23 protein-coding genes are annotated in these 23,434 nt (G+C 47.1%); 10 read left to right on the top strand and 13 right to left on the bottom strand.

Annotation, left to right across the window (positions count from 1 at the left end; translation table 11 throughout):
• Positions 1 to 107 precede the first annotated feature (107 nt).
• The 9 genes from hflC to F0U83_RS13650 form a co-directional block, all read right to left on the bottom strand.
• On the bottom strand, positions 108 to 983 hold the full coding sequence (gene hflC / locus F0U83_RS13610) for a protease modulator HflC (protein ID WP_138987785.1): 876 nt from the start codon (positions 981 to 983) through the stop codon (positions 108 to 110).
• Positions 980 to 2,200, bottom strand: a complete 1,221-nt coding sequence (gene hflK, locus F0U83_RS13615; protein ID WP_138987786.1) for an FtsH protease activity modulator HflK — start codon at positions 2,198 to 2,200, stop codon at positions 980 to 982. Before hflK ends, hflC begins: the two co-directional genes overlap by 4 nt.
• A gap of 42 nt (positions 2,201 to 2,242) precedes the next feature.
• Positions 2,243 to 3,541: a ribosome rescue GTPase HflX gene (gene hflX / locus F0U83_RS13620; RefSeq protein WP_138987787.1), complete on the bottom strand. Its 1,299-nt coding sequence runs from the start codon at positions 3,539 to 3,541 to the stop codon at positions 2,243 to 2,245.
• A 12-nt stretch (positions 3,542 to 3,553) separates the two neighbouring features.
• Positions 3,554 to 3,793: an RNA chaperone Hfq gene (hfq, locus tag F0U83_RS13625; protein ID WP_138987788.1), complete on the bottom strand. Its 240-nt coding sequence runs from the start codon at positions 3,791 to 3,793 to the stop codon at positions 3,554 to 3,556.
• 104 nt (positions 3,794 to 3,897) lie between these two features.
• Entirely contained in the window at positions 3,898 to 4,839 is a 942-nt protein-coding gene (miaA, locus tag F0U83_RS13630; protein ID WP_138987789.1) for a tRNA (adenosine(37)-N6)-dimethylallyltransferase MiaA, read from the bottom strand.
• Positions 4,840 to 6,657 (bottom strand): DNA mismatch repair endonuclease MutL, encoded by a 1,818-nt coding sequence (gene mutL, locus F0U83_RS13635; RefSeq protein ID WP_138987790.1) that lies wholly within the window; start codon positions 6,655 to 6,657, stop codon positions 4,840 to 4,842.
• Positions 6,658 to 6,686: 29 nt separating this feature from the next.
• Positions 6,687 to 8,018 carry an N-acetylmuramoyl-L-alanine amidase gene (locus F0U83_RS13640; RefSeq protein ID WP_246077797.1) on the bottom strand — a complete coding sequence of 444 codons (1,332 nt, stop codon included), beginning with the start codon at positions 8,016 to 8,018 and terminating at the stop codon, positions 6,687 to 6,689.
• Between the two features lie 10 nt (positions 8,019 to 8,028).
• A complete protein-coding gene (gene tsaE / locus F0U83_RS13645; RefSeq protein ID WP_138987792.1) occupies positions 8,029 to 8,493 on the bottom strand; it encodes a tRNA (adenosine(37)-N6)-threonylcarbamoyltransferase complex ATPase subunit type 1 TsaE in 465 nt (154 codons plus the stop codon).
• Positions 8,493 to 10,007 carry an NAD(P)H-hydrate dehydratase gene (locus tag F0U83_RS13650; protein WP_138987793.1) on the bottom strand — a complete coding sequence of 505 codons (1,515 nt, stop codon included), beginning with the start codon at positions 10,005 to 10,007 and terminating at the stop codon, positions 8,493 to 8,495. The genes tsaE and F0U83_RS13650 overlap by 1 nt, the downstream gene beginning before the upstream one ends.
• Positions 10,008 to 10,079: 72 nt before the next feature.
• Here F0U83_RS13650 and queG point away from each other — a divergent pair, with 72 nt between their 5' ends.
• Positions 10,080 to 11,183, top strand: a complete 1,104-nt coding sequence (queG, locus tag F0U83_RS13655; RefSeq protein ID WP_246077781.1) for a tRNA epoxyqueuosine(34) reductase QueG — start codon at positions 10,080 to 10,082, stop codon at positions 11,181 to 11,183.
• Here queG and F0U83_RS13660 read toward each other — a convergent pair.
• Positions 11,163 to 12,053, bottom strand: a complete 891-nt coding sequence (locus tag F0U83_RS13660) for a LysR family transcriptional regulator (RefSeq protein ID WP_138987795.1) — start codon at positions 12,051 to 12,053, stop codon at positions 11,163 to 11,165. The two genes, queG and F0U83_RS13660, sit on opposite strands and share 21 nt — an antisense overlap.
• Before the next feature lie 71 nt (positions 12,054 to 12,124).
• On the opposite strand from F0U83_RS13660, the gene F0U83_RS13665 reads away from it, so the two are divergent.
• From F0U83_RS13665 to F0U83_RS13675, 3 genes are read left to right on the top strand one after another with little or no spacing between them, the layout of a single operon-like run.
• A complete protein-coding gene (locus tag F0U83_RS13665; protein WP_138987796.1) occupies positions 12,125 to 13,057 on the top strand; it encodes a DMT family transporter in 933 nt (310 codons plus the stop codon).
• Between the two features lie 6 nt (positions 13,058 to 13,063).
• Positions 13,064 to 13,576 carry a M48 family metallopeptidase gene (locus F0U83_RS13670; protein WP_138987797.1) on the top strand — a complete coding sequence of 171 codons (513 nt, stop codon included), beginning with the start codon at positions 13,064 to 13,066 and terminating at the stop codon, positions 13,574 to 13,576.
• Between the two features lie 17 nt (positions 13,577 to 13,593).
• Positions 13,594 to 13,959, top strand: coding sequence for a YacL family protein (locus tag F0U83_RS13675; RefSeq protein WP_170221823.1), 366 nt, complete (start codon positions 13,594 to 13,596; stop codon positions 13,957 to 13,959).
• Positions 13,960 to 13,990: 31 nt separating this feature from the next.
• Here F0U83_RS13675 and orn read toward each other — a convergent pair whose 3' ends face one another.
• Entirely contained in the window at positions 13,991 to 14,530 is a 540-nt protein-coding gene (orn, locus tag F0U83_RS13680) for an oligoribonuclease (RefSeq protein WP_138987799.1), read from the bottom strand.
• 106 nt (positions 14,531 to 14,636) lie between these two features.
• On the opposite strand from orn, the gene rsgA reads away from it, so the two are divergent.
• From rsgA to ygfZ, 5 genes are all read left to right on the top strand, one after another.
• Positions 14,637 to 15,662, top strand: a complete 1,026-nt coding sequence (gene rsgA, locus F0U83_RS13685) for a small ribosomal subunit biogenesis GTPase RsgA (RefSeq protein WP_138987800.1) — start codon at positions 14,637 to 14,639, stop codon at positions 15,660 to 15,662.
• A 25-nt stretch (positions 15,663 to 15,687) separates the two neighbouring features.
• The gene (locus F0U83_RS13690) at positions 15,688 to 17,370 is read left to right on the top strand and encodes an HDOD domain-containing protein (RefSeq protein WP_138987801.1); all 1,683 of its coding nucleotides are present in this window, start codon (positions 15,688 to 15,690) and stop codon (positions 17,368 to 17,370) included.
• A 66-nt stretch (positions 17,371 to 17,436) separates the two neighbouring features.
• Positions 17,437 to 18,252 carry a sulfurtransferase gene (locus F0U83_RS13695; RefSeq protein ID WP_138987802.1) on the top strand — a complete coding sequence of 272 codons (816 nt, stop codon included), beginning with the start codon at positions 17,437 to 17,439 and terminating at the stop codon, positions 18,250 to 18,252.
• Positions 18,253 to 18,277: 25 nt separating this feature from the next.
• A complete protein-coding gene (gene asd / locus F0U83_RS13700; protein WP_138987803.1) occupies positions 18,278 to 19,135 on the top strand; it encodes an archaetidylserine decarboxylase in 858 nt (285 codons plus the stop codon).
• Positions 19,136 to 19,166: 31 nt separating this feature from the next.
• Positions 19,167 to 20,198, top strand: coding sequence for a CAF17-like 4Fe-4S cluster assembly/insertion protein YgfZ (gene ygfZ, locus F0U83_RS13705; protein ID WP_138987804.1), 1,032 nt, complete (start codon positions 19,167 to 19,169; stop codon positions 20,196 to 20,198).
• A 55-nt stretch (positions 20,199 to 20,253) separates the two neighbouring features.
• Here the strand turns inward: ygfZ and ung are convergent, their stop codons facing one another.
• Together ung and F0U83_RS13715 are read right to left on the bottom strand one after the other, a co-directional pair.
• Positions 20,254 to 20,940, bottom strand: a complete 687-nt coding sequence (gene ung / locus F0U83_RS13710; RefSeq protein ID WP_138987805.1) for a uracil-DNA glycosylase — start codon at positions 20,938 to 20,940, stop codon at positions 20,254 to 20,256.
• A gap of 3 nt (positions 20,941 to 20,943) precedes the next feature.
• Positions 20,944 to 21,390, bottom strand: a complete 447-nt coding sequence (locus tag F0U83_RS13715) for a hypothetical protein (RefSeq protein ID WP_138987806.1) — start codon at positions 21,388 to 21,390, stop codon at positions 20,944 to 20,946.
• A gap of 155 nt (positions 21,391 to 21,545) precedes the next feature.
• Between F0U83_RS13715 and F0U83_RS13720 the strand changes: the two genes are divergently transcribed.
• Positions 21,546 to 23,381, top strand: a complete 1,836-nt coding sequence (locus F0U83_RS13720; protein ID WP_138987807.1) for an MFS transporter — start codon at positions 21,546 to 21,548, stop codon at positions 23,379 to 23,381.
• The last annotated feature ends 53 nt before the right edge of the window (positions 23,382 to 23,434 follow it).

A 23,434-nucleotide genomic window follows, 5' to 3' on the forward strand; every position in this document is an offset into this window, starting at 1 on the left:
ACAACCACAAAAACACAAAAAAACCGGGACGAACCCGGTTTGAGAGATTTTAACATGGAAACTGTAACAAAGTGCAGCTCAATAGCGCTTTTTGCTACAACTTTATGCTATTGATCACCTTTGGAGTTACTCAGATACCTAAAGAACTCACTGTCTGGCTTAAGTAACATTACATCGCCACCATTACCGAAAGACTCAGTGTAAGCCCTTAAGCTACGCGTAAAAGAGTAGAACTCCGAATCTCGACTGTACGCATCTGCATAGATAGCCGCTGCTTGTGCATCACCCTCACCACGAAGACCTTCAGCTTCACGATAAGCTTCCGCCACAATAACTGTTTTCTGGCGATCAGCATCTGCGCGAATACCTTCGGCAAGCTCAAAACCGCGAGAACGCAGTTCACGTGCTTCACGCTCACGCTCTGTGCGCATACGCTCATACACTGAGTTAGACACCTCTGGTGGCAGCTCGACACGTTTAACCCGGACATCAACGATCCTGATACCTAGCTCGCTTTCTGCAACTTGATTCAAACGCTTAATAGCGTCCGTCATAACCTGCTCTCGCTCACCCGATACTACCTCGTTCAAAGTACGTGCACCAAACTGGTTACGTAACTCATTCTCAACACGTGTAGAAAGTAGGTCTGCTGCACGGAATTCGTCACCCGATGTTGCCGTGTAGTAGGTTTCTACGCTATTGATCTTCCATTTAATGAACGCATCAACAATCAATCGTTTCTTTTCTATGGTTAAAAAAGCCTGCGGACGCCCATCTAACGTCAACACACGTCCATCAAACTTACGGATCGTGTTAACGAATGGGATCTTCACATGCCAGCCTGGCTTGATATCAGGCTCAACAATCTCACCAAACTGCAGTTTCACCGCTCGCTCGGTCTCTTTAACGATATAAACCGATTTAGAGGCAACTAGCACAATGAATCCCGCCAGAATGACGGTAAATAACGACTTACCACTCATTGTCTACCCTCCCTGCGGGTTGAACTGGTTTGTTGCTGACGAATTTGATCGATCACCTGATTAGTCACATTCCTCAAGGACTGGTCATCCAATCGCAAGTTACGTGGCGCAACTGAAGAAGTACTTTGGCGCTCATTACCACCCTGTATTAGCTTGTCAATTGGCAAATACATCATATTATTGCCACCTTCAACGTCCATGAGCACTTTAGGGTTCTTAGCCAACACATCTTGCATGGTATCCAAATAAAGACGTTCGCGGGTTACATCCGGTGCTTTTTCATACTCAGCTAATAAAGCCAAGAATCGCTTAGATTCACCTTCTGCTTTTGATACGACCTGCTCACGATAAGCACTCGCTTCTTCAAGCATACGCTGGGCGGTACCACGCGCCTCAGGAACGATACCATTAGCATAGGATTGCGCTTGGTTTTTCACACGCTGTTCATCTTCTCGCGCCTTGATAACATCATCAAATGCGTCCTGTACCTGACTAGGTGCCTGAGCATTCTTAATATTGACCTGCGTGATAGATATACCGGTTTTGTAATCGACCATGTAGCTTTGCAAACGTGCCTGAACATCCACTGCCAAGCTTTCACGACCTTCCGTTAAGATGGAGTGCATCTCTGAAGAGCCGACCACATGCCTCAAAGCAGACTCTGCCGCATGAGACAAACTGCCGTCTGGATCACGCACATTTAACTGATACGCTTTCGGGTCAGAAACCACATACTGCGTACTCATTGCAACGTCGACGATGTTTTCATCCTCAGTCAACATTAACGCTTGGTGATCATGCGTACGCACTCGCGTCGTATTCACAATCATAACTTCGTCAATTAAAGGAGGGTTCCATTGCAGACCCGGATTGACCGTTTCATAGAATTTACCCAACCTGAGTACGACACCACGCTCTTGTTGGTCGACCGTGTAAACACCCATACCCGCCCAAACAAGCAGTGCAACAACGACCGCTACCCAGACAAAGGCTCCACCGCCTGAGCTGGATGAACCACCGCTTCCATCACCGCCACCACGTTTTTGGCCAGTGCCGCCAAAGATATCGTTTAGTTTATCCTGAAGCTTACGTAGCGCCTCATCAAGATCCGGCGGCCCCTGATCGTTACCACGGTTGCCCTTGCGGCTTCGGTTGTTATCACCACCACCCCAAGGATCCTGGTTATCGCCATTACCGCCAGGCTCATTCCAAGCCATACCCATCTCCGTTAAAATTAAAATTCGTTTGAGGATAAGGTCTTAATAGACCTCAGCAATCCTATATTGTTCAGTCGGCATACCCAACCGGCTTAGCATCTGTAGTAAGTCTTTACGCTGTAATCTTACTTCCAGATGCATATCGCCGTGTTCATCGACTCGCTCACTTAGTACAGCGCCTTGCGCATACAGATGAGCCCTTAACTGACCTTCCTTAGGCTTCAAGGATAGCGTCTCATGGAAGATATCATCCGACAAACGCTCACTTATCGCTTGCAAAAGCAGTGCTGAGCCTTCGCCCGTTGCAGCTGAAAGCCAAACCTTAACCGGCTCTCCATCGTTATTGCGATCTATCCTTGCCAGCTGCCCCGGCATCATATCTATCTTATTGTACACCTGTAGCAAGGGAACATCTTCTGCACCAATCTCTTTCAGTACATTTTCTACTTCATCGATATGCCCTTGACGCTCTTCATCATGGGCGTCGATCACATGCAACAACAAGGTAGCGTCCGTCGTCTCTTGCAGCGTTGCTCGAAACGATTCGACCAATTTATGCGGCAGATGACGAATAAACCCAACCGTGTCAGCAAAGATAGCTGGCCCTACATCCTCCAAATCAACACGTCGTAGCGTAGGGTCCAATGTTGCAAACAGCTGGTTCGCTACATAGACCTCAGCTGAAGTCAGTTTATTAAAAAGGGTAGATTTACCTGCATTGGTATAACCAACAAGGGAAATCGTAGGAACCTCAGCGCGTTGTCGAGAACGACGGCCTTGCTCACGCTGCTTACGTACCTTTTCAAGGCGCGAATGAATCATTTTAATGCGCGCACGTAGCAGGCGACGGTCGGTTTCAAGCTGGCTTTCGCCTGGTCCTCGCAGACCAATACCACCTTTTTGGCGCTCTAAATGCGTCCAGCCTCGCACTAATCGAGTAGACATATGCTCAAGCTGAGCAAGCTCCACCTGCAACTTACCCTCATGAGTACGAGCACGCTGCGCAAAAATATCTAATATCAAGCCTGTTCTATCAAGTACTCGACACTGGATTTCTCGTTCGATATTACGTTCTTGGGCAGGTGATAAAGCATGATTAAAAATAACCAATTCAGCTTGATGCATCTGAACCAACTGCTTCAACTCATCTAATTTGCCTGTCCCAATAAAAAACTTAGAGGTGATCTTTTGACAACTGCCTGTTAAAAACTCTACAGGATCAGCTCCGGCGGTTAAAGCGAGCTCTTCGAGCTCGCGTGGTGATTCTTGGATAGCCTCGTCGCGCATATCCATATGAACGAGTATGGCCTTTTCACCAGACTCTGGACGTTCAAAAAACAATCAGTAAATACCTCAGTCAGGTTGAGTCTCATCAGGCTGCGGTAATTTTACCGGGCGCGCTGGCACAACCGTTGAAATGGCGTGTTTGTAGACCATTTGGCTGACCGTATTTTTTAGCAGGATAACAAATTGATCGAAAGATTCGATCTGACCCTGCAATTTAATACCATTAACCAAGAAAATGGACACGGGAACACGTTCTTTACGCAGAACGTTTAAATAAGGGTCTTGTAATGATTGCCCTTTTGACATTGGAAACTCCTTCCTGATAATTATTCATTATTATGTTTGGTCCGGTAATACTAACAGCCATGACCTATTTTTGTGCATAGCACCAAAAAATATAAGTAGATGCATTATATAATGGCTGCATCGATCAATTTCAAGCTATGTTTAAGAATATCTGTGTCTTCGGGCACTAACCAGTTGAGATTTTCCCAACTGCGTAACCATGTAATTTGACGCTTAGCTAACTGTCGAGTTGCAACAATGCCTTTTTCAATCATGGTTTCGTAGTCCCATTCTCCTTCCAAATAAGACCACACTTGTCGATAGCCCACACAACGAACAGAAGGCAAGCCTGTATGTAAATCACCCCGATCATAAAGGCATTTAACCTCTTCCACAAAGCCTGCATCGAGCATCATTTGGTAGCGTAACGCAATGCGTTCATGCAGTGTTCGCCGCTCTTCTGGCATGACTGCCAAGTTGATCACGTTATACGGCAATGAGTGACTTTTCTGCTCAGCCCAAAGCTCCGTTAACGAACGCCCAGTTAGTTCATATACCTCTAACGCTCTTTGTAGCCTTTGGGAGTCATTCGGAGCCAGACGCTCGGCGGATACGGGATCAACTTCAGACAGACGCTTATGTAACGCAGGCCATCCTTCCTGTTCGGCCCATGCTAATAATCGAGCTCTCACGTCAGCATCCGCTTCTGGCAAGGGAGCTAACCCTTTAATCAGTGCGTTGTAGTACATCATCGTTCCGCCCACCAATAATGGGATCCGTCCAGTACGGCTGATCGCTTCCATTTCGCTCAATGCATCTTGGCGAAACTGAGCAGCCGAATAACTTTCTGCCGGATCTAAAATATCCACTAACCGATGAGGATACTTCTCCAAAGTACTACGATCCGGTTTGGCGGTCCCGATATCCATGCCTTTGTAAATAAGTGCAGAATCCACACTAATGATGTCACAGGGTAACTCTTCAGTAAGGCGCATCGCTAAATCGGTCTTACCCGCTGCGGTTGGGCCCATTAAGAAAATAGCAGGAGGCAATGTTGAGTGGGTCATTTACTGGCCCCTCATAAAAAGCTTATCTAACTCATTCATACTTAACTGAGTCCACGTTGGACGCCCATGATTACACTGGCCACTACGCTCTGTAGCCTCCATATCCCGGAGCAAGGCGTTCATCTCTGGCAGCGTAAGTTGCCGGTTAGCACGAACAGCACCGTGACAGGCCATAGTCGCTAACAGCTCATTCATATGCTCTTCAATTCGACGGCTTGAGCCAAACATAAGCATATCGGACAGCACATCCCGCAAAAGCTGCTCAACATTCGCTTTCGCAAGCGTCACTGGCACTTGGCGAATCACCAGTGTCTCCTCACCCATTCTGGCCAATTCAAACCCTAACTGCTTAAACACCGCATCATATTCATCGGCAGCGTCTGCCTCTCGAGCACTCAATGAGACGCTAACAGGCACCAACAGGGGCTGGCTTCGCACACTTTCTTCGGCACGGGATTGCTTAAGCCGTTCATAAACAATGCGCTCGTGAGCAGCATGCATATCAACCAGAACCAAACCTGCTGCATTTTGCGCCAGTACATAGACACCATGTAATTGTGCAATTGCGTACCCCAGAGGCGGCAGCTCCTCCTGCCCCCCCCCTTGCCCTGCAAAGATATCTACGTTTGATGAAGATTCGCTGGACGGGTGCAAAGCCCCATAACTGGATAACTGTTCTCTAACACCCGTAACAGCCGGGCGGGTAGGATAATTTTGCAACATCATCGGCTGTTGCTGAAAATGAGACGACACCGACGGTGCAGGCTCAGATGCCAAACTTTGCAAGGCCGGAACACTGTTAGCCTCAGGCCTAACCTCACCGATTACACGATGAATAGAGCGATAGATGAAATCATGGACCAGACGACTTTCACGAAAGCGCACTTCATGTTTAGTCGGGTGCACATTGACATCTACCAGCGCGGGATCGAGATCCAAATACAACACATAAGCCGGATGACGCCCATGAAAAAGTACATCGGCATAGGCTTGCCTTACCGCATGGGTGACAACTTTATCGCGAATCATACGACCGTTAACAAAAAAGTACTGAAGATCCGCCTGACTTCGCGAGAAAGTAGGCAAACCAATCCAACCTTTCAACGACAAACCAGATGCTTCAGCGTGAACATCAACCCGCAGAGATTGCTCAATAAACGCAGGTCCGCATACAGAGGCAACGCGCCGCTCCTGTTCAGCCTGCTGCGTAGCAGGCTTAAGTTGATGAATAACACGCCCGTTATGTTTTAACTGAAAAGCCACATCAAAACGACTTAAAGCTAACCGTTTTACGATCTCTTCCAAGTGCTTAAATTCTGTATTTTCAGTTTTGAGAAACTTTCGTCTGGCAGGTGTATTAAAAAAAAGATCTCGCACTTCGACCGTAGAACCTTGCGGATGCGCTGCAGGAGATAATTGCGCTTCCATATCACGCCCTTCAGTCTGAACTTGCCACGCGTGCTCTGAGCCCACTCTTCGAGAGGTTAATGTTAAACGAGACACCGAGCTAATACTGGCAAGCGCTTCCCCTCGAAATCCTAAACTAACAACAGACTCCAAGTCCTCCAACTCATAAATTTTGGAGGTAGCATGTCGGCTCAACGCAAGAGGTAGATCCTCTTTTTCAATACCGTCACCATCATCTCGTATACGAATCAGTTTAATACCCCCTTGCTCGACATCTAACTCAAGACGCTGAGAACCGGCATCTAAGGCATTTTCCAGCAACTCTTTAACCACAGATGCGGGACGTTCAACAACCTCACCAGCGGCGATTTGGTTAGCAAGACGAGGGGACAGTAACTGTATGCGGGACATGAAATCTCTTTTATGTGCGTAATCAGGTGCTAACTAGCAGGAATACGTAAAACTTGACCAACGCGAATTTTATCACCTTGGATGGAATTAACCTTGCGCAAACCGGCCAAAGACACCTTATGGCGCGAGGCGATAACCGACAGTGTATCACCTCTCTCCACTTTGTAAGTACGCTGCCCTGCCAGATTAAATCCGCCACTTTTTTTATAGGCTACGTAGGTGTAAGCAGGTGGTTTATTCCAAAAGTGCGCCCGCACACCATCATAGATCGCTTTAGCCATTTTTTGACGGTAGTTACGAGTGCTCAGCAAGCGCGCTTCTTCAGGGTTTGAAATAAAGCCGGTTTCTACCAGAATTGACGGAATATCCGGTGATTTAAGCACCATAAAGCCCGCCCTCTCCACATGCGACTTGTGCATCTTGGCAAACTTATCAATATTTTTATGTATAAGGCTGCCAACTTGTAAGCTATCAACCCGACTGGCTGTCATTGTCATATCAAGCAACACTCCAGCCAACACTTCGTCTTTATCTTCTAAACTGACGCCACCAGCGAAGTCAGCGCTGTTCTCTTTTTGTGCCAACCAGCGCCCCATTTCACTGGTGGCTCCACGGTTGGACAGTACCCAGACGGAAGCGCCTTTAGCGCGGGCATCTTTAAATGCATCCGCATGGATTGAGATAAATAGATCGGCTTTTTTCTTACGCGCCTTGACTGTCCTTCCACGCAAACTTACGTAGTAATCCCCCGTTCTGACAAGCTCCGCCTTAAAGCCCGCCTCTTTATCAATCAGACGCTTAACCTCTTTGGCAATCTCCAGTACAACATCTTTTTCACGCACACCTCTAGGCCCAATTGCACCGGGGTCTTCTCCACCATGGCCAGCATCAATGGCGATCACAATATCACGAAGCTTATTTTGCCCTTCAGGAGGCGCTACCGTTTTTACCGGAGTCTCTTTCTCAATATTAAAGAGGTCGACCACCAAACGATGGCCAAATTGATCGTTGGGCTTTAATTCAAAGCTGCGCGGACGCACTTTTTCATTCAGCTCTAGCACCACCCTTAGCTCGTTACCGGTCGCACCTGTACGAAACCTCTTAATAGGACTACCATCGAGACGCAACTTGCTAAAATCTGTCGACAGTGCAACACCCTCTATGTCCAAAACCAAGCGATCAGGGTTGTCTAAAGTAAAGATTTTATGACTGACAGGGCCGGTTAGATCAAACACCAAGCGTGTGTTATCAGGCGCTAACCACATACGAACATTACGAATTTCAGACGACCATGCACTACTTGTAAAAAGTCCTGCACACAACAGGAGAAAAAGGACTACTCGTTTTTTCACATTGGTCATCATAGTAATATCAAACGACTCTTAATTCTCTCGCTAAACGTTCGGCCGCCGCGCTTCCTTTTGCAGTATTCGCTTGCCACTGAATCTCTCGACCTGCGCCCGCTAGGCCAATCGTTACGACCAAATCCGCACTTGGAAGCAACCCCTCTCCTTTGTCCGGCCATTCAACTAGACACAGGGTTTCTTCTGTAAAATAGTCTCGAATGCCTAAAAACTCCAGCTCTTCTGGGTCTAAAAGCCGATAAAGATCAAAGTGATAGATAATACCCGATGATAGCTCGTATGGCTCTACTAAGGTGTACGTAGGACTTTTGACAGAACCTAAATGCCCAGCGGCTCTTAGCACACCACGACTTAATGTGGTTTTGCCCATCCCCAAATCCCCCTGCAGGAAAACAACCCCCTGAGGAAGAGCACCAAACAAGGCTGCACCAAACTGCTCCATCGCCACTTCATCTTGCGCAAAAAAACTCATTAAACAAGCCACTCTTTACCATTTAAAACACATCTAATTATAGGGATCAACTCTGTTGCTCGAAGCCCACGCTCTCCGTGCTCCGAGGCGCAAATATCCGCAGCTGCTGAGTGAGCATATACGCCAACGCGTGCAGCATCAACTGGGCTGAGCTGCTGCGCCATTAATGCACCAATCACCCCCGAAAGCACATCTCCCATGCCTCCTGTGGCCATACCTGGATTTCCTGCACTACATAGATGTAATACATCACCATCAGTGATTAACGTGCCAGCCCCCTTTAGCACCACGGTTCCATCACACAATTGTTGTAATTGCTGGAGGCTTTCGATTCTATCTTGTTGTAAATGTTCCGTTGTAATCCCAAGCAAGCGAGCCGCCTCACCAGGATGGGGAGTGAGCACCCAATGCTTGCGTTTCAACTGATGAATTCGGCCTTTGCTCAACAATATGTTGAGGCCATCCGCATCCACCACTACCGGTAATTTACTCTCCCAGACAGCTTGCAGCATTTGGTCTGCCCAAGCTCGCTGCCCCAACCCTGGGCCAAAAACCACGACATCCGCTTGTTCTAATAAGGGGTGAAGTTCGGCCCCAGAATCCACCGCTTTAACCATCACCTCTGGGCAACGAGAAAGCGCTGCTGACACATGTTCTGATCGTGTAGCCAAGGTTACTTTACCAGCACCTGAGGATAAGGCTGCTTCTGCTGCCATAATCGCAGCACCGCCCATGCCGTGATCCCCTCCTACAATAAGGAGGTGCCCATAAGTGCCTTTATGACTATTTCTTTTTCTAGGCGGTAAACATTCAGCCACATCATCCACACCCAACCTAAATGCGTTGACGGACACCTGTTCATAAACCGATTCAGGAATATGCAATCCATCAAACACCAAGTCACCCACCATCTCTACCGCCTGATGCATGAAAAGGCCTTGTTTCAATCCAATAAAAGTCAGCGTCACATCAGCGTTAACAGACGACCCTAAAATACGACCGCTGTCTGCACACAGCCCTGATGGAATATCAACCGACACAACAGGGTTTGATTGGCGATTAATTTTCCGAATAGCCAGACTATAGTCACCCCTTACAGTGCCCTTTAGCCCCGTACCAAGCAAGGCATCAACAACAACCGCACCCTCCAAAGGCTCCGTTTCATCAAAGGGCAAAAAACAAACACCTTCACCACTGGCCCACAACCAAGCATCCCTAGCCTCGCCACGTAAGTTAGCAGCAAATTGCTCATCACCGACATAGCGTGCTTGCACACTCAAACCTTTTTGGCGAGCTAAGCAAGCAACAACAAAGCCGTCACCGCCATTATTACCCCCACCACACAGTATCGAAATACATTTAATATCCGGCCAACGTCTTAATATTTCGGCAAAAACAGCCCTCCCTGCCCGTTTCATCAAAGTAAAGCCGGGGATACCCGCAACATCGATTGCTGTTTTATCCAGTAATCGCGTTTGCTCAGCCGTGTATAATGTGCCGGGTAAAACTTTCATAACCTACACTTCCATTACGCCATGATAACTTTCATTATAGTGGAAGCAGTGGCATTACAGGCAAGTCCATACGTGAACAGAAACGATTTATCCCCCGATCAGCTTCAAGCACTGGCCCAACAAATACACCTTTGGGCAAGCGAACTAGGCTTTCAACAATGCGGTATTGTTGATCCTAATCTAGAACAAGCCTACGAAGATCTGCAGTCATGGCTGAAGAAGGACTACCATGGAGAGATGAGTTATCTGGCAGCTCATGAGGGTAAGCGTAAGTACCCATATGAGCTGGTGCCAGGGAGTTGCCGCATTATCAGCGTTCGTATGGACTATACACCACCTGCGTTTTCAGCATTACAACTACTCAAACAGCCTGATAAAGCCTATATCGCTCGCTACACTTTGGGACGAGATTACCACAAGACACTACGCAAACGCCTAACAGAGCTGGGAAAAAAAATTCATGAACATGTGGAGGATTTAGGCTATCGAGCTTTTGTAGATAGCGCCCCTGTCATGGAGCGTCCTATTGCCCAACAAGCCGGTATCGGCTGGACAGGCAAACACACCCTGATTTTAAATCGCCAAGCCGGGTCTTGGTTTTTCCTTGGTGAGCTATTTATTAATCTCCCGTTGCCTACCGATCCACCTGTTGAGCGTTCACATTGCGGGAAATGCACCGCATGCCTTGATATTTGTCCCACCAATGCTTTTCCAAAACCTTATGTACTAGATGCAACACGCTGTATCTCTTACCTGACGATTGAAAAAAAGGGCTCCATCCCCGAAGAACTTCGCCCTCTCATCGGCAATCGAATCTTTGGTTGCGACGACTGCCAATTGATATGCCCCTGGAACCGCTTTGCCAAACTTACCAAAGAAGCAGATTTCTACCCTCGTCATGAACTAGATAGCGCCTCACTATTAACACTTTTCAAATGGGATGAAGCGACGTTTTTAAAGAATACCGAAGGCTCCGCCATTCGCCGTACCGGTTATGAAGGCTGGTTACGTAACTTAGCGGTGGCAATAGGAAACAGCAGCGGTGGCCAGGCAGCCATTGAAGAGCTAGAAGCAAAACGCCCCTTATGCTCAGATATGGTGATCGAGCATATTGACTGGGCAATTGAGCGGCTCAGGAGCGGGATAGCCTCTATCTCACCCATTCAACTGAGATAACGGAAAGTCCATCTTACCAGCAAGCTTTATAAACGCCTGCGTCACTGGAGATATTTGACGTTGATTGTGATAGGCCAGTCCAACCAGGCGAGGCAACGGAGGGTTCAGGGGCAGCGCCACTACCCCCTCTCCCAATTGAGCAGGCAAGGCCATCTGGGCAAGAATAGTCACCGCTTCTCCACGCTGTATATATGCAAGCGTACTAACGATTTGTGAACTTTTATAACGAATCCTCGGCGACAGATGATGTCTATCAAACAGATCCATCACGATTTTCGCCGACCCAGCCTCCGTTAATACAAACGGGTCTGAGCATAAATCAGATAATGCGATGGAAGATTGTAAAGCATGGGGATGATTGCGGGGTAACAAGGCCACCATCTGATCAGTCACTAAATGCAGTGTTTCAAACTGCTCTTCAGGTAACACAACAAACCCTAGATCCACGCGACGATCCCGAAGCCACTGTATGACTTCGGAATCCTCTCCCTCATCAATATGCACCTCAACACCTGGGTAACGCTGTTTGAACTTATCTAGTAGAGGAGGTAACAGCCTGAGTGAAGCCGTTGGCCCAAAAGACCCAATGCGCAAGGTGCCAGTTCTCATACCACGCGCATCTGCAGCTTCTTGACGAATAGATTCAAAAATCCCGCCAACTTCGCGGGCTCGCAACAATAATCGCGAACCAATATCAGTCAGCGATATCTCCATTTTTGAGCGTCTAAACAGCCGAACACCCAACTCTTTCTCCAGCATCCCGATAGCATGTGATACCGCTGACTGGCTAATACCTAATCGTAACGCTGCTACCGTAAAGCTTCGCTGGTCAGCCACCTCGACAAAAATAGCCAATTGAGTTTCAGTCATAAGTATTTACTCATTTTACTATAACTATGCACAACCAATAGCATATCGGTTTTCGGTACAGAAACAATCTTATGAGCACATCAACATCCTCTACATCAGAATCCACACACCTTTGGCCGATCTATCTGAAACTAACTGGCGTCTCTATGCTTTGGGGAGGAACCTTTATTGCGGGGCATCAACTTTCAGAAAGCCTCCCACCGATACTTTCAGCCATCGCCCGCTTTAGTATCGCTGCACTACTGCTATCTATTTGGCTAAGAAAGCAAGAAGGATGCTTCCCCTCTTTGAATCAGCGTCAGTTTTTATCCATCATCGCATTGGGGGCAACCGGTATTTTTTTATACAACCTATGCTTCTTCGCGGCCTTATCAGAACTGCCTGCAAGTCGGACAGCGCTATTAGTTTCTTTAAATCCTATTGTTACTGCCTTGCTTTTAGGGACAATCATGGGGGAACGATTAGGCTTAATTCGTTGGATCGGTATTGGGTTAGCTTTTATCGGAGCCGCAATCATTGTTAGCCGAGGGGACTTGCTTGGTGCGTTTGAAGATTTATCCAGCGCCTTTGGCCTGGGCGAACTGTATATGATGGGTGGAGTTTTCAGCTGGGCAGCCTATACAATTATTGGACGATATACCCTAAAGGGCCTCAGCCCCCTTGCCGCTACGACTTACGCCGCCATATCTGGTTTAATCATGCTGATTGGTATGATGGTTTTAAACCCTCCAGAGCTATCGGGCTATATTTTCCACTGGCATCATCTGGTGGCCATTATATATCTAGGTGCTTTTGGGACGGTCATCGGTTTTGTCTGGTATTATCAGGGTGTAAAAGCTATTGGCCCATCAAGCACAGCGATCTTCAATAACCTTGTACCGGTCTTTGGGGTATTACTTGCCAGCTTTTTACTCAAGGAAGCTATCTTGCCTTCGATGATTATAGGCGGAGCAATTGTCGTTGTAGGCGTAACCATTACCAACCGCGGTAAGTTGTTTAAGTAATTTACTATGGCACCACATCTGAAATACCTCACAGCTTATCCCGACACTGTACAGCACCAAGTATTAGCGCTCATTGAAAACAAAAAGTTAGGCGATTTTTTAAAACAACGCCACGCTGATACCCACTCCATCAGCAATGATAGAGCATTACGGGAATATGTTATGGCACTCAAAAATCGCTATATGAAGAGTTCGCCACCACTGAGTAAAATCATGTATGACGGCAAGATTCATGTCATCCACAATGCGCTGGGGACCCACAGCTATGTCACACGTATTCAAGGCAGCAAACTAAAAAGCAAAAATGAGATCAGGATCAGCAGTATTTTCAAAAATGCTCCCGCCGCCTTCCTCAACATGATAGTGGTTCACGAGCTCGCTCATCTCAAAGAAAAAGCGCACAATAAAGGTTTCTATCAACTATGCGAGCACATGTTGCCTGAATACCATCAACTGGAATTTGAGATGAGGCTCTATTTAACGCATCTTGAAACAGAAGGCATAGCTCAACTAACCTAAGTCCAAAAGAGATTGGTGTGGAATACGAATTTACCTTTGATCAATACGAACAACCTTTAGCCCGTTTTGATATGGGCTCAGAAGCTTTTTCCCCATGGTTTACGGATGAATGCAATACGCCCTTAAAGGCCAAGCAGCTGCTTGAAGTCATCACTCAATTAGAGCAAAAGCAGCGCCAAGCATTTACCCTCATCGGGACAGAATACAAATTATCTATTAACCAGCAAGGTGCGGAAGTTTCGGCGTTAAACCTAGAGGACGAATTTTCAGACGAGCTGCCTGAGGGTACGAATCCCTATGATGCAGAGCTACAAGCCGGTTGTGGCTTAGAAGACTTTAAAGAAGCTCTGACCTCTTGGTTGGCCTTTCTCACTAATCATTGAGGCCAAAATAGGCCTCAAATCACAACTAGCATCACTTAAAAAAATGCTCTCGGTAGTGCTGTAACTCCGCAATGGAGTCCCGAATATCATCCAATGCCAGGTGGGAGCCTTTCTTGCGTAAACTACTCAATACATCAGGCCGCCAACGACGAGCCAGCTCCTTTACAGAGCTGACGTCCAAATTACGATAATGGAAGAACGCCTCTAATTCAGGCATATAACGATATAAGAAGCGACGATCCTGCCCAATACTATTACCGCACATGGGCGAACTCCCTTTATCCACGTACTCCATCAAAAAAGCGATAGTTTGCTGCTCCGCTTCGCGCTCGGATATATCACTTTCTCTCACCCTCTGAGTCAACCCTGATTGACCGTGTTGCTTCACACACCACTCATTCATGCTATCCAGCACAGAATCAGGCTGATGAATAACAAGCGATGGGCCCTCCGCCAACACGTTCAGATCAGCATCCGTTACTATCGTAGCGATCTCAATAATATAATCATGTTCTGGGTCGAGTCCGGTCATTTCCAGATCAATCCAGATGAGATTATCCTTTCGCGACATAGATATTCCTCTTATTTGAATAGGTTGCGCACTATACTGTCACAAACATATAGAATACCTTACCACGAAGTGAGCTTTCAGTAAGATGAGCAGGCAGTAATTTTTAATGGCAAAACGTAAACTGACGCGCCGCCAAGCATGGCGTATTGATAAAATTCAGCAGGAACGTGCCGAACGCGCTGCGCGTAAAGATGACCGTGTTGAACAACAATTAGAAGGCGGGGATCTGGGGCCAGAACAGGAAGGGTTGATCATCTCCCACTTTGGTAAACAGGTCGATGTGGAAGCCCAGCAAGGGGACAAAACAGGCGAAATCATTCGCTGCCACCTACGTACAAATTTAGGGCAGCTGGTTACCGGGGATCGGGTAGTTTGGAGAGCAGGTCTTGAGCACGGTGTCGTTGTAGCTGCGCTACCTCGCATCAGTGAACTCGTCAGACCCACCAACCATGGTGAACTCAAACCGGTTGCCGCCAATATTGATCGCATCATTATTACTTTTGCAGTCGAGCCTACTCCTTTTGCCAACTTGATTGATCGTTATCTTGTCGCTGCAGAACTGAGTGATATTGAACCCGTCTTGCTTTTAAACAAGGCCGACTTAATCACAGAAGAGAACCGATCTTTTATCGATGACTTACTCGCCAGATATGAAGCGATTGGTTATCGGGTTTTAACGGCTTCAACAACTGAAGCTCAGGGGTTGGAAGCGCTCCTGAAAGAGCTAGATGGCAAGATTAGTGTTTTTGTAGGCCAATCGGGTGTGGGCAAGTCATCTTTAATTAATGTATTGCTTCCCGGTGTCGACATAAAGGTAGGAGCACTCTCGGAGCAAACCCGAAAAGGCAAACACACAACGACGACTGCTCGATTGTTTCATTTCCCCAACGGGGGTGATCTGATTGATTCTCCGGGTATACGCGAGTTTGCGCTTTGGCATATTCAACCGGAAAAACTCCTAGAAGGCTTCGTAGAGTTCCGCCCTTTTCTTGGACACTGCAAGTTTCGGGACTGCAAACATGAACAGGAGCCAGGTTGCGCTATACTGGAAGCCATAGAGCAAGGCAAAATCAGCGCATCCCGAATGGAGAGCTACCAACGAATTCTGACCTCGTTACTAGAACAAGGTTAAATAAGAACAGAGGCAGAGAGCAGGAATGGAAGAGCAGGAATCACGCCAAGACCTTGCAAAACAAAACGATGAAATACAAACATCGAAAGAAAGCTCGATACTTTTCGGGAGAGATGCGTGGGTAGGTTATCTCAAAGATAAACCTTTCCCTATACGCGCAAGCAGCCTCAAAAAGCTGAAAGCCTTACTTGGTAAAGACTCCACCATGATCAGCCACTTAACCGCACTGGTAAAGTCTGATCCCGTTCTTTGTCTTCATGTTGTGAGAGCAGCAGAGGTACGTCACGCAGAAAAAAACTCCCACGTTACCAGCATAGACCATGCTGTTTCCTCTTTAGGGATTGACCCACTAATCGAACTTGCCCACACCTTACAAGCGGTTAAGCTAAACCCGTCCAGCGTTCAGCAAAAGCAATATTTAAGAACTGTAGCTAACAGCCACCATGCTGCTTATCAGGCACTCACATGGAACCGCATGAAAAACCAACCCTTTGGAGAAGAGGTTTATCTTGCATCACTCTTTTACTCCATTGGCTTGTGGGCTCTTTGGCTTAACGCTCCTCTTCACATGCACCAAGTGAATATTAAAATCTGGGAAGAGAACATCGACCCAACCTTAGCCGAGCATGATGTTCTCGGCTGCACCATGCAACAAATATCGATGGGGTTATCGCAAGCCTGGGGACTTTCGGATTTGACCTTGCAAGCTCAAAATCCTGAGACCTCCCCTTCTAAAGGAATGCTGGCAAAACTACATCAACGCGCTTTGGGTGATCCTCGTCTGAGTGACCAAGAGTTAAGAGAACTTAACCACCTGACACTAGAACGCAGCTTTCCCATTAAGCTCGCAAACTGGCTCTCCTTAATTGTCAGCCGGGGTTGGCGTAGCACGCGTAATGTAAAAACAACTGATATCATCAGTGACTACTTGGGGCTGGATAATGATGCCACGCTAGCCCTTCTCCACCGTTTATGTGCTGAGGCTTCTAGAGAATACCATGTACCCGGCACCCTCGCTCCTGCAGCAGAAATGCTCATGATTGCCTCCGATGTCACAGGGCATTACAAATTGGGAAATCGTGAGCTGGAGCTATTAAGTCGCCAATATCCTAAGCCAGAGAAACCAAAGCCCAAACCAAAAACCGTGGTAAAGCCTAGCAAAGAAGCGCCACTGAAAACCCATCAGGAAGATATTCTGGAAAATTCTTTAGTGTTCACCCAAACAGCTGAAAGAATGCTAAAAGGCTATCACTTATATACAAAACCCGTACATATTTTGCAGGGGCTAACACAAGGTCTTGTACAAGGCGTCGGATTTCCACGTCTAGCATTAAATGTTGTCAATCAGAAAAAACACATCATGAAAGCGGCTCAAGTGGTCGGAATAGAGCCCGATCATCCCTTCGCCAGCTACGAGATTGACTTACAGATTCCTAGCATTTTCAAAAAACTGTGTGACAAACCCGGTTGTATCTGGGTGACCAACGAAAATAAAGCGCAGTACAAAAAGCTTATGCCGGATGCCTACAGCAATTTCCTGCCTCAAAATGATTGTTTACTGATGTCAGTTTTCAGAGAAGACGGCGCGGTTGCTATCATCTATGCTGATGCTGGAGAAGAGGGCTTGCCCTTTACCAAGTTCCATTTTGAGCGCTTTAAGTACCTATGTTCGGCCGCCACGCTTGCCCTGAAACGCATGGCAAAATGAATAGCAATTGAGGTAAATCCTACAAATCGTTATGATCTCTCTCCGGCCATTATCTGAGAGATTTGTATGCTGTTGCCTCTGGTGATTGATCCTGTTCAGTTATTTGAGAAGCTGAACCACCCAGACTTGATCCTGATCGACCTCTCGTCAGAAGAGAATTACCGCCTAGGGCATATACCCGGCGCCATAAACATAAACCCTAACCGACTACTCAGTGGTAGCCCTCCAATTCCTAACAAACTTCCGAGCCTCCTACAGTTGAAACAACTACTGGCAGAAGCGGGCATCTCAGAAAGTAGCCATGTAGTGGTCTATGATGATCAATTAGGACCATGGGCAGGAAGATTCATTTGGAGTATGCATTGTGTTGGGCTTTATCAAGCATCATTTTTGAATGGGCAACTAGCGGCATGGAATATCGCTGGCTACCCTACAGAGCAACAAGCCAACCTAAGCATCCCTGTTGTTGAGCTCCCTTTGGTTCTAAACGCCCACCTGATTGCCGATAAAGACGCCATAGTGGATCAGCTAAACAGCGAACAAATATCCATCTGGGATGCACGCTCAGCGCCCGAATTTAGTGGCGAGAAAGTGATCAATGCGATCAAAGGGGGGCATATTCCAGGGGCTCATTGGCTGGAGTGGACAGATACGCTTGTTTCTCAAGATCCACCACGACTTGCCTCGTCTCACCAGCTTCAACAGATGATTAAAGCAGCAGGCATCGAAATGGAGAAAACGGTTATCACCCACTGCCAAACCCATCGCCGCTCAGGGCTTACGTATATAGCCGCGCTACATGCTGGCATTAAAGATATCCGTTGCTACGATGGCTCTTGGTTTGAATGGGGCAACCTAACTGATACCCCCGTCGAGCGATAATTTTTTACTTTTTTAGGAGTTACTGGTGAAGTCTTCACTATTTATCTTGTTTCAACATCTCGTCCCTCAACATTGGCTATCCCGTATAGTCGGCAAGCTTGCAGACTGTGAAGCTCCGTGGGTTAAAAATCGCTTTATTAGCTGGTTTGCCAAAAAATACCAAATCAATATGAGCGAAGCGCTGGAAGAAATCCCAACGGCATATGCCTCATTCAACGCATTTTTCACTCGCGAACTGAAACCGGGCGTCCGGCCAATAGATGAGACAGAAAGAGCGGTAGTTAGCCCTGCCGATGGCGCGTTTAGTCAATTAGGCGATATCGAATATGGACGCATCTTCCAAGCAAAGGGACAAAGCTACGGCCTAACCACCCTTTTAGGTGGAGATGAGAAAACCGCAGCCCCCTTTAAAAATGGTTATTTTGCCACCATATACCTATCACCCCGTGACTATCATAGAGTGCATATGCCCATAACAGGCACATTGCGCGAAACTATCTATGTTCCTGGGGATCTATTTTCTGTTAACCAAACCACCGCAGAAAATGTAGACCAGTTATTTGCGCGAAATGAGCGCTTGGTTGCCATTTTCGATACAGAAGCAGGCCCTATGGCTATGGTTTTGGTTGGCGCAATGATTGTGGCGGGAATTGAAACCGTTTGGGCCGGACAGGTTGCCCCTGTACTTAAGCAAGCGACCCGACAAACCTACCTGCCGCAGGAGCAAGCACCTATTGTGCTTGAAAAAGGACAAGAGATGGGTCGTTTTAAACTCGGCTCTACCGTAATACTCGTTTTCGGACCTGAAGCGATTGAATGGGTTGATACAATCAAAGCGACCTCGCCTGTAAAACTCGGCGAAAAGATTGCAACCTTAACGTGACCTAGGCCCGATAGTACAGGAAGCCCATACCATGAGCGCATGGAACACATTGTCTGAAACCTTTGGTTTTACATTTGATCCTGAATCCAATGCTATTACGCACACCTCTGCAGCGGAGAGTCAAACACGCATTGTCCCTTTGGTACAACAGCGCGTCATCTCAGTTATAGGGCCTGATGCAGAAAAGTTCTTACAAGGACAGCTGACCTGCAACATGGCGGAAACAGTTCAGCTAGGTAGCCGCTTGGGTGCACATTGTAATATAAAAGGTAGCATGATCGCTCTGTATCGCGCTATTAGCGTAGAGGGTGGTTTTTGGTTACGACTACACCATGAATCGGCAGAAGCCGCTTTAAAGAACCTCAGGAAATATATTGTCTTTTCCAAAGCTGAAGCACTTGATGAAAGCAATAACATTCTCGGCTTAGGCTTGATTGGCCCCGGTGCAGCCTCCTTAGTCGAAAAAATTTGTGATTTAGTGCCCACTGAGACAGACAAAGTCGTTTCGGCAGGTCAGATTCGAGTCGTTAAAGTCCCAGGGGAGCGCTATGAGGTTTGGCTGCCAGCCGATCAGACTGAAGCCATACTTAAACAGCTCCATGAGCTAGCCCCTTTTGGCACAACACAAGACTGGCTACTTAGTGAAATCCAAGCCGGCATACCGGATCTACGCTTAGCTACTCAAGAAGCGTTTATTCCACAAATGACCAACCTTCAGGCACTGAAAGGCGTCAGCTTTAATAAAGGCTGTTACACGGGACAGGAAATAGTCACGCGACTGCAACATCGCGGTAAACTTACAAAACCCATGTATCTTGCCAAGGTAGCAACGGACACCACTCCCGAGGTAGGCAGCAACCTGCATAGCTCGGAAAAAGAGAATGTAGGTACAGTATTGTTAGCTGCCCCGAGCGGCGAGCAACAGATCACATTATTGGCTGTCATTAACAAAGCGCAGGCGGATGAACACACCATTCACCTTAATACCCCTCAAGGGCCTACTCTGGAGATGCAGCCGCTTCCTTACGTACTTGACCCTGAGTTATTTGAAGCAAAGCGGTAGCGCTCAACCTAGATAGATGAAGGGGTAACTTATCGCCCTTTCATCTGTCTCTTATCTACTTCAAATCAGGTAAGGACCAATTGATAGCCTCTCTGCCCTTCTTTTGTAGATAAGCATTCGCTTGACTGAAATGCTTGCAACCAAAAAAACCACGGTGAGCCGCTAACGGGGAAGGATGCGGGGCCTTCAAGACAAAGTGACGGCTCTGATCGATTACCGCGCCTTTCTTTTGTGCATAACTTCCCCACAGCAAAAAGACCACATGCTCACACTCTTGATTGACCACTTCGATCACTTTATCTGTAAATTGCTCCCACCCTTTGCCTTGATGAGAAGCCGCATTAGAGTCTTGTACGGTTAATACAGCGTTCAATAAAAGAACACCTTGCTGTGCCCAGTTTTCCAGGTAGCCATGATTGGCTCGTGGTATCCCTAAATCGGTTTCTAACTCTTTATAAATATTAACCAAAGACGGAGGCGTTTTAACTCCGGGCTTAACAGAAAAGCACAAGCCATGTGCCTGCCCTGGCTGATGATAAGGATCCTGACCAATAATAACGACTTTAACCTGATCTAAAGGGGTCACCTCCAGTGCATGAAACCAATGATCTGAGTGGGGATAGATAATTTTATGCTGATCCTTCTCTTGTCTTAAAAAGGACTTCAACGCTTGCATATAAGGTGCATCAAATTCAGCTGATAGATAAGGCGCCCAAGTAGGCGCATGCGCTAGAGCACTCATGCGTTATGATTCTCCACAGTCTTTCACTTCGGATTCAGGGTTAGTTAGCATCTCACGGGTTAGCACTTGCCCGTGCCAAATAGAATAATAGCGCAGCTTGCCAGGTGCATGAGCAACAACGCCGGAAATAAACACGACCACCAAAAAAATGCGTATATCAGGCTCCGGCAAAAAGACAACGCCGATACCTAATAACAAAAGCTTGAAGAAAATCGCCTGCCCACGTAACTGAAGCAACCAGATACCATCAGTATAAACCTCTTTCAGTATCATTAAAAAACCACTGCCTAGTGTAATGAGCAGATAGATAAACCACTTTGACTCCGGTAAACCAAATAAGTACCCGCCAGCCAAACCGCATATCCCCACCAAGTGAAAACAACGCAGACCGATACTGACCCAACGCTTTGCCGGAAAGGATCGTTGCCTGCATAAAATTTCGCTTAACATAATCGCTGCATCATCCTCAAAAAAGGGAGGTTAACATAATAGACTGGCGCTGTATGAAAGACACAAATAACCTAGACAAAGGTCTACATTATTTGACTTCTATTGATGGGCATCTTAGTGTGGCGCATTGATTCATCCAACTTGGAAATTAGATTTTGATCATCACCCTTTTACCCTTAATTGCCTTATTTATCAGCTGCTTTGTTCTAATGGCAGGTTTTGGTCTGATCGGTATTTTACTACCGGTTCGCATGGGCCTAGAAGGGATGAGTACCGACCTGATTGGTTTGATTCTATCCATGTATGCAGTCGGGATGCTACTCGGTGGCCTTTACAGCCGCAAATTGATTGTTCGTGTAGGTCACATTCGCATTTTTTCCGCAAGCGCAGCCCTAAGCGCCATTGCCATTTTGGCTTGCAGTTTAACCATGAATGAGTGGGTATGGGGAGCAATGCGAATGCTTATGGGGTTCTGTATCGCTTGTGCATTCGCCGTGATTGATGGCTGGCTAAGCGATGCCGCCAGCGACAACACACGTGGCCGCATCCTCGCCACCAGCCAAGTGGTCGTCATGGGCGCTTTGTTTATAGGTCAGTTCTTACTCAACCTCGCCCCGCCATCTAGCCAAGATCTCTTTATTATCGCAGGTATTTTGCTGTGTTTTGCGCTGATGCCCCTGATCATGAGTAAACGCGCAGGGCCCGTCGTGCACGATACAAAAGGGATGTCATTCGCTCGACTACTGATTGCCTCTCCACTTGGCGTAGTTAGCTGCTTCTTCGGAGGCCTGCTCTATGGCGCTATGCTCAATATGTTACCTGTCTTTGCAGGCCACTACGGCATTGAAGGATTTAAATTATCCCTCTACATGGCATCAGCAGTATTGGGTGCTTTTCTTTTGCAGTTTCCTGTTGGTATGCTTTCCGATCGCTTTGATCGACGGAGCGTGCTTTTTGGCTTACTGATTTGCAACATCATTGCTACCTTAGCCGTCCCTTTTGGTGCCCACAACAACTGGTTTTATTTGATGATGGTCACAACCGGTATTGCTACCGGTATTTTCTCTTGCCTTTACCCAATGAGTATCTCAGAGACTTTCGATAAGGTACAAAAATCTGAAATGGCAGCCGCTATGGGTGGCCTACTTAGCATTTACGCACTCGGTAGCATCATAGGACCTTTGAGTTCTTCAATCGCTATGAAACATCTAGGCAATGATGCGCTATTTAGCTTTCTGGCAATCGCGGAAGTTCTGCTCCTTGTCTTCGTGATCTACAGAATGAAATCTCGCCCTGCACTACCTGTCGAAGAACAAGAAAGCTTTGTTATGCAGCAGCCCTCTGTTGTTACTGCCCACTTTGAATTAGACCCACGTATCTATGAGGACGACCCAGATGAGCATCTAAGCTTAGAAGCACAAGTTGCCGTCACGATTGCTGAGAGTAGCCCTGCTGCTGCCGTCAATATGGTAAAAGAACTCGCCTCTAGCTCACCGGAGAAAGCCGCTGAGTTATGTGCTGCGCTGGCTCAGGTTGAGGATGTAGATATTTCCCGTCTTTACCGCTCTATCACTAAGATAGCGCCCGATCTGAGCCTAGAGATTGCAGAAGCACTCACCAGCAGCGCCCCCGAGCAAGCCAGTGAACTTGTCACATGGCTAGCAGAATCCCATCCCGAAAAACTTGCCGATATCGTTGCTGAACTCGCTAAACATTTGCCACAGCCAGCATTTGATAATGCGTCCGAAGAAACCATGCGCCCTGCCGATAGGGAGGCTATGCAAGAATCCGCCGCTGAACTGGTCAGCCACTTTGCTGAACACCAACCTGATCAAGCAATGGATATTGCAGCTGCCGTTATCGAAGCGGTTCCGGAAGTTGCATCAGATATCGTAGATATCCTTCATGACGCTGATCAAATAGATGATGAGTTGTCATCAGACATTGATGATAAGCCCGAAGAACATACTTCACATAAGAGCACACGCTAGCGACCGAACAGCACAACCAAAGTAAAAAAGGCTGCAAACGCAGCCTTTTCTGT

The organism is Neptunomonas concharum, from assembly GCF_008630635.1.
Lineage (GTDB): Bacteria > Pseudomonadota > Gammaproteobacteria > Pseudomonadales > Balneatricaceae > Neptunomonas > Neptunomonas concharum.

Bases quoted from the DNA above. Each gene is read 5' to 3' on its own strand.
- hflC (WP_138987785.1), bottom strand. From the start codon at position 983: ATGAGTGGTAAGTCGTTATTTACCGTCATTCTGGCGGGATTCATTGTG.
- ung (WP_138987805.1), bottom strand. From the start codon at position 20,940: ATGAGTGCTCTAGCGCATGCGCCTACTTGGGCGCCTTATCTATCAGCT.
- hflK (WP_138987786.1), bottom strand. From the start codon at position 2,200: ATGGCTTGGAATGAGCCTGGCGGTAATGGCGATAACCAGGATCCTTGG.
- F0U83_RS13695 (WP_138987802.1), top strand. From the start codon at position 17,437: ATGCTGTTGCCTCTGGTGATTGATCCTGTTCAGTTATTTGAGAAGCTG.
- F0U83_RS13690 (WP_138987801.1), top strand. From the start codon at position 15,688: ATGGAAGAGCAGGAATCACGCCAAGACCTTGCAAAACAAAACGATGAA.
- F0U83_RS13665 (WP_138987796.1), top strand. From the start codon at position 12,125: ATGAGCACATCAACATCCTCTACATCAGAATCCACACACCTTTGGCCG.
- F0U83_RS13660 (WP_138987795.1), bottom strand. From the start codon at position 12,053: ATGACTGAAACTCAATTGGCTATTTTTGTCGAGGTGGCTGACCAGCGA.
- tsaE (WP_138987792.1), bottom strand. From the start codon at position 8,493: ATGAGTTTTTTTGCGCAAGATGAAGTGGCGATGGAGCAGTTTGGTGCA.
- hfq (WP_138987788.1), bottom strand. From the start codon at position 3,793: ATGTCAAAAGGGCAATCATTACAAGACCCTTATTTAAACGTTCTGCGT.
- orn (WP_138987799.1), bottom strand. From the start codon at position 14,530: ATGTCGCGAAAGGATAATCTCATCTGGATTGATCTGGAAATGACCGGA.
- miaA (WP_138987789.1), bottom strand. From the start codon at position 4,839: ATGACCCACTCAACATTGCCTCCTGCTATTTTCTTAATGGGCCCAACC.
- F0U83_RS13650 (WP_138987793.1), bottom strand. From the start codon at position 10,007: ATGAAAGTTTTACCCGGCACATTATACACGGCTGAGCAAACGCGATTA.
- F0U83_RS13715 (WP_138987806.1), bottom strand. From the start codon at position 21,390: ATGTTAAGCGAAATTTTATGCAGGCAACGATCCTTTCCGGCAAAGCGT.
- mutL (WP_138987790.1), bottom strand. From the start codon at position 6,657: ATGTCCCGCATACAGTTACTGTCCCCTCGTCTTGCTAACCAAATCGCC.
- F0U83_RS13670 (WP_138987797.1), top strand. From the start codon at position 13,064: ATGGCACCACATCTGAAATACCTCACAGCTTATCCCGACACTGTACAG.
- rsgA (WP_138987800.1), top strand. From the start codon at position 14,637: ATGGCAAAACGTAAACTGACGCGCCGCCAAGCATGGCGTATTGATAAA.
- F0U83_RS13640 (WP_246077797.1), bottom strand. From the start codon at position 8,018: ATGACCAATGTGAAAAAACGAGTAGTCCTTTTTCTCCTGTTGTGTGCA.
- ygfZ (WP_138987804.1), top strand. From the start codon at position 19,167: ATGAGCGCATGGAACACATTGTCTGAAACCTTTGGTTTTACATTTGAT.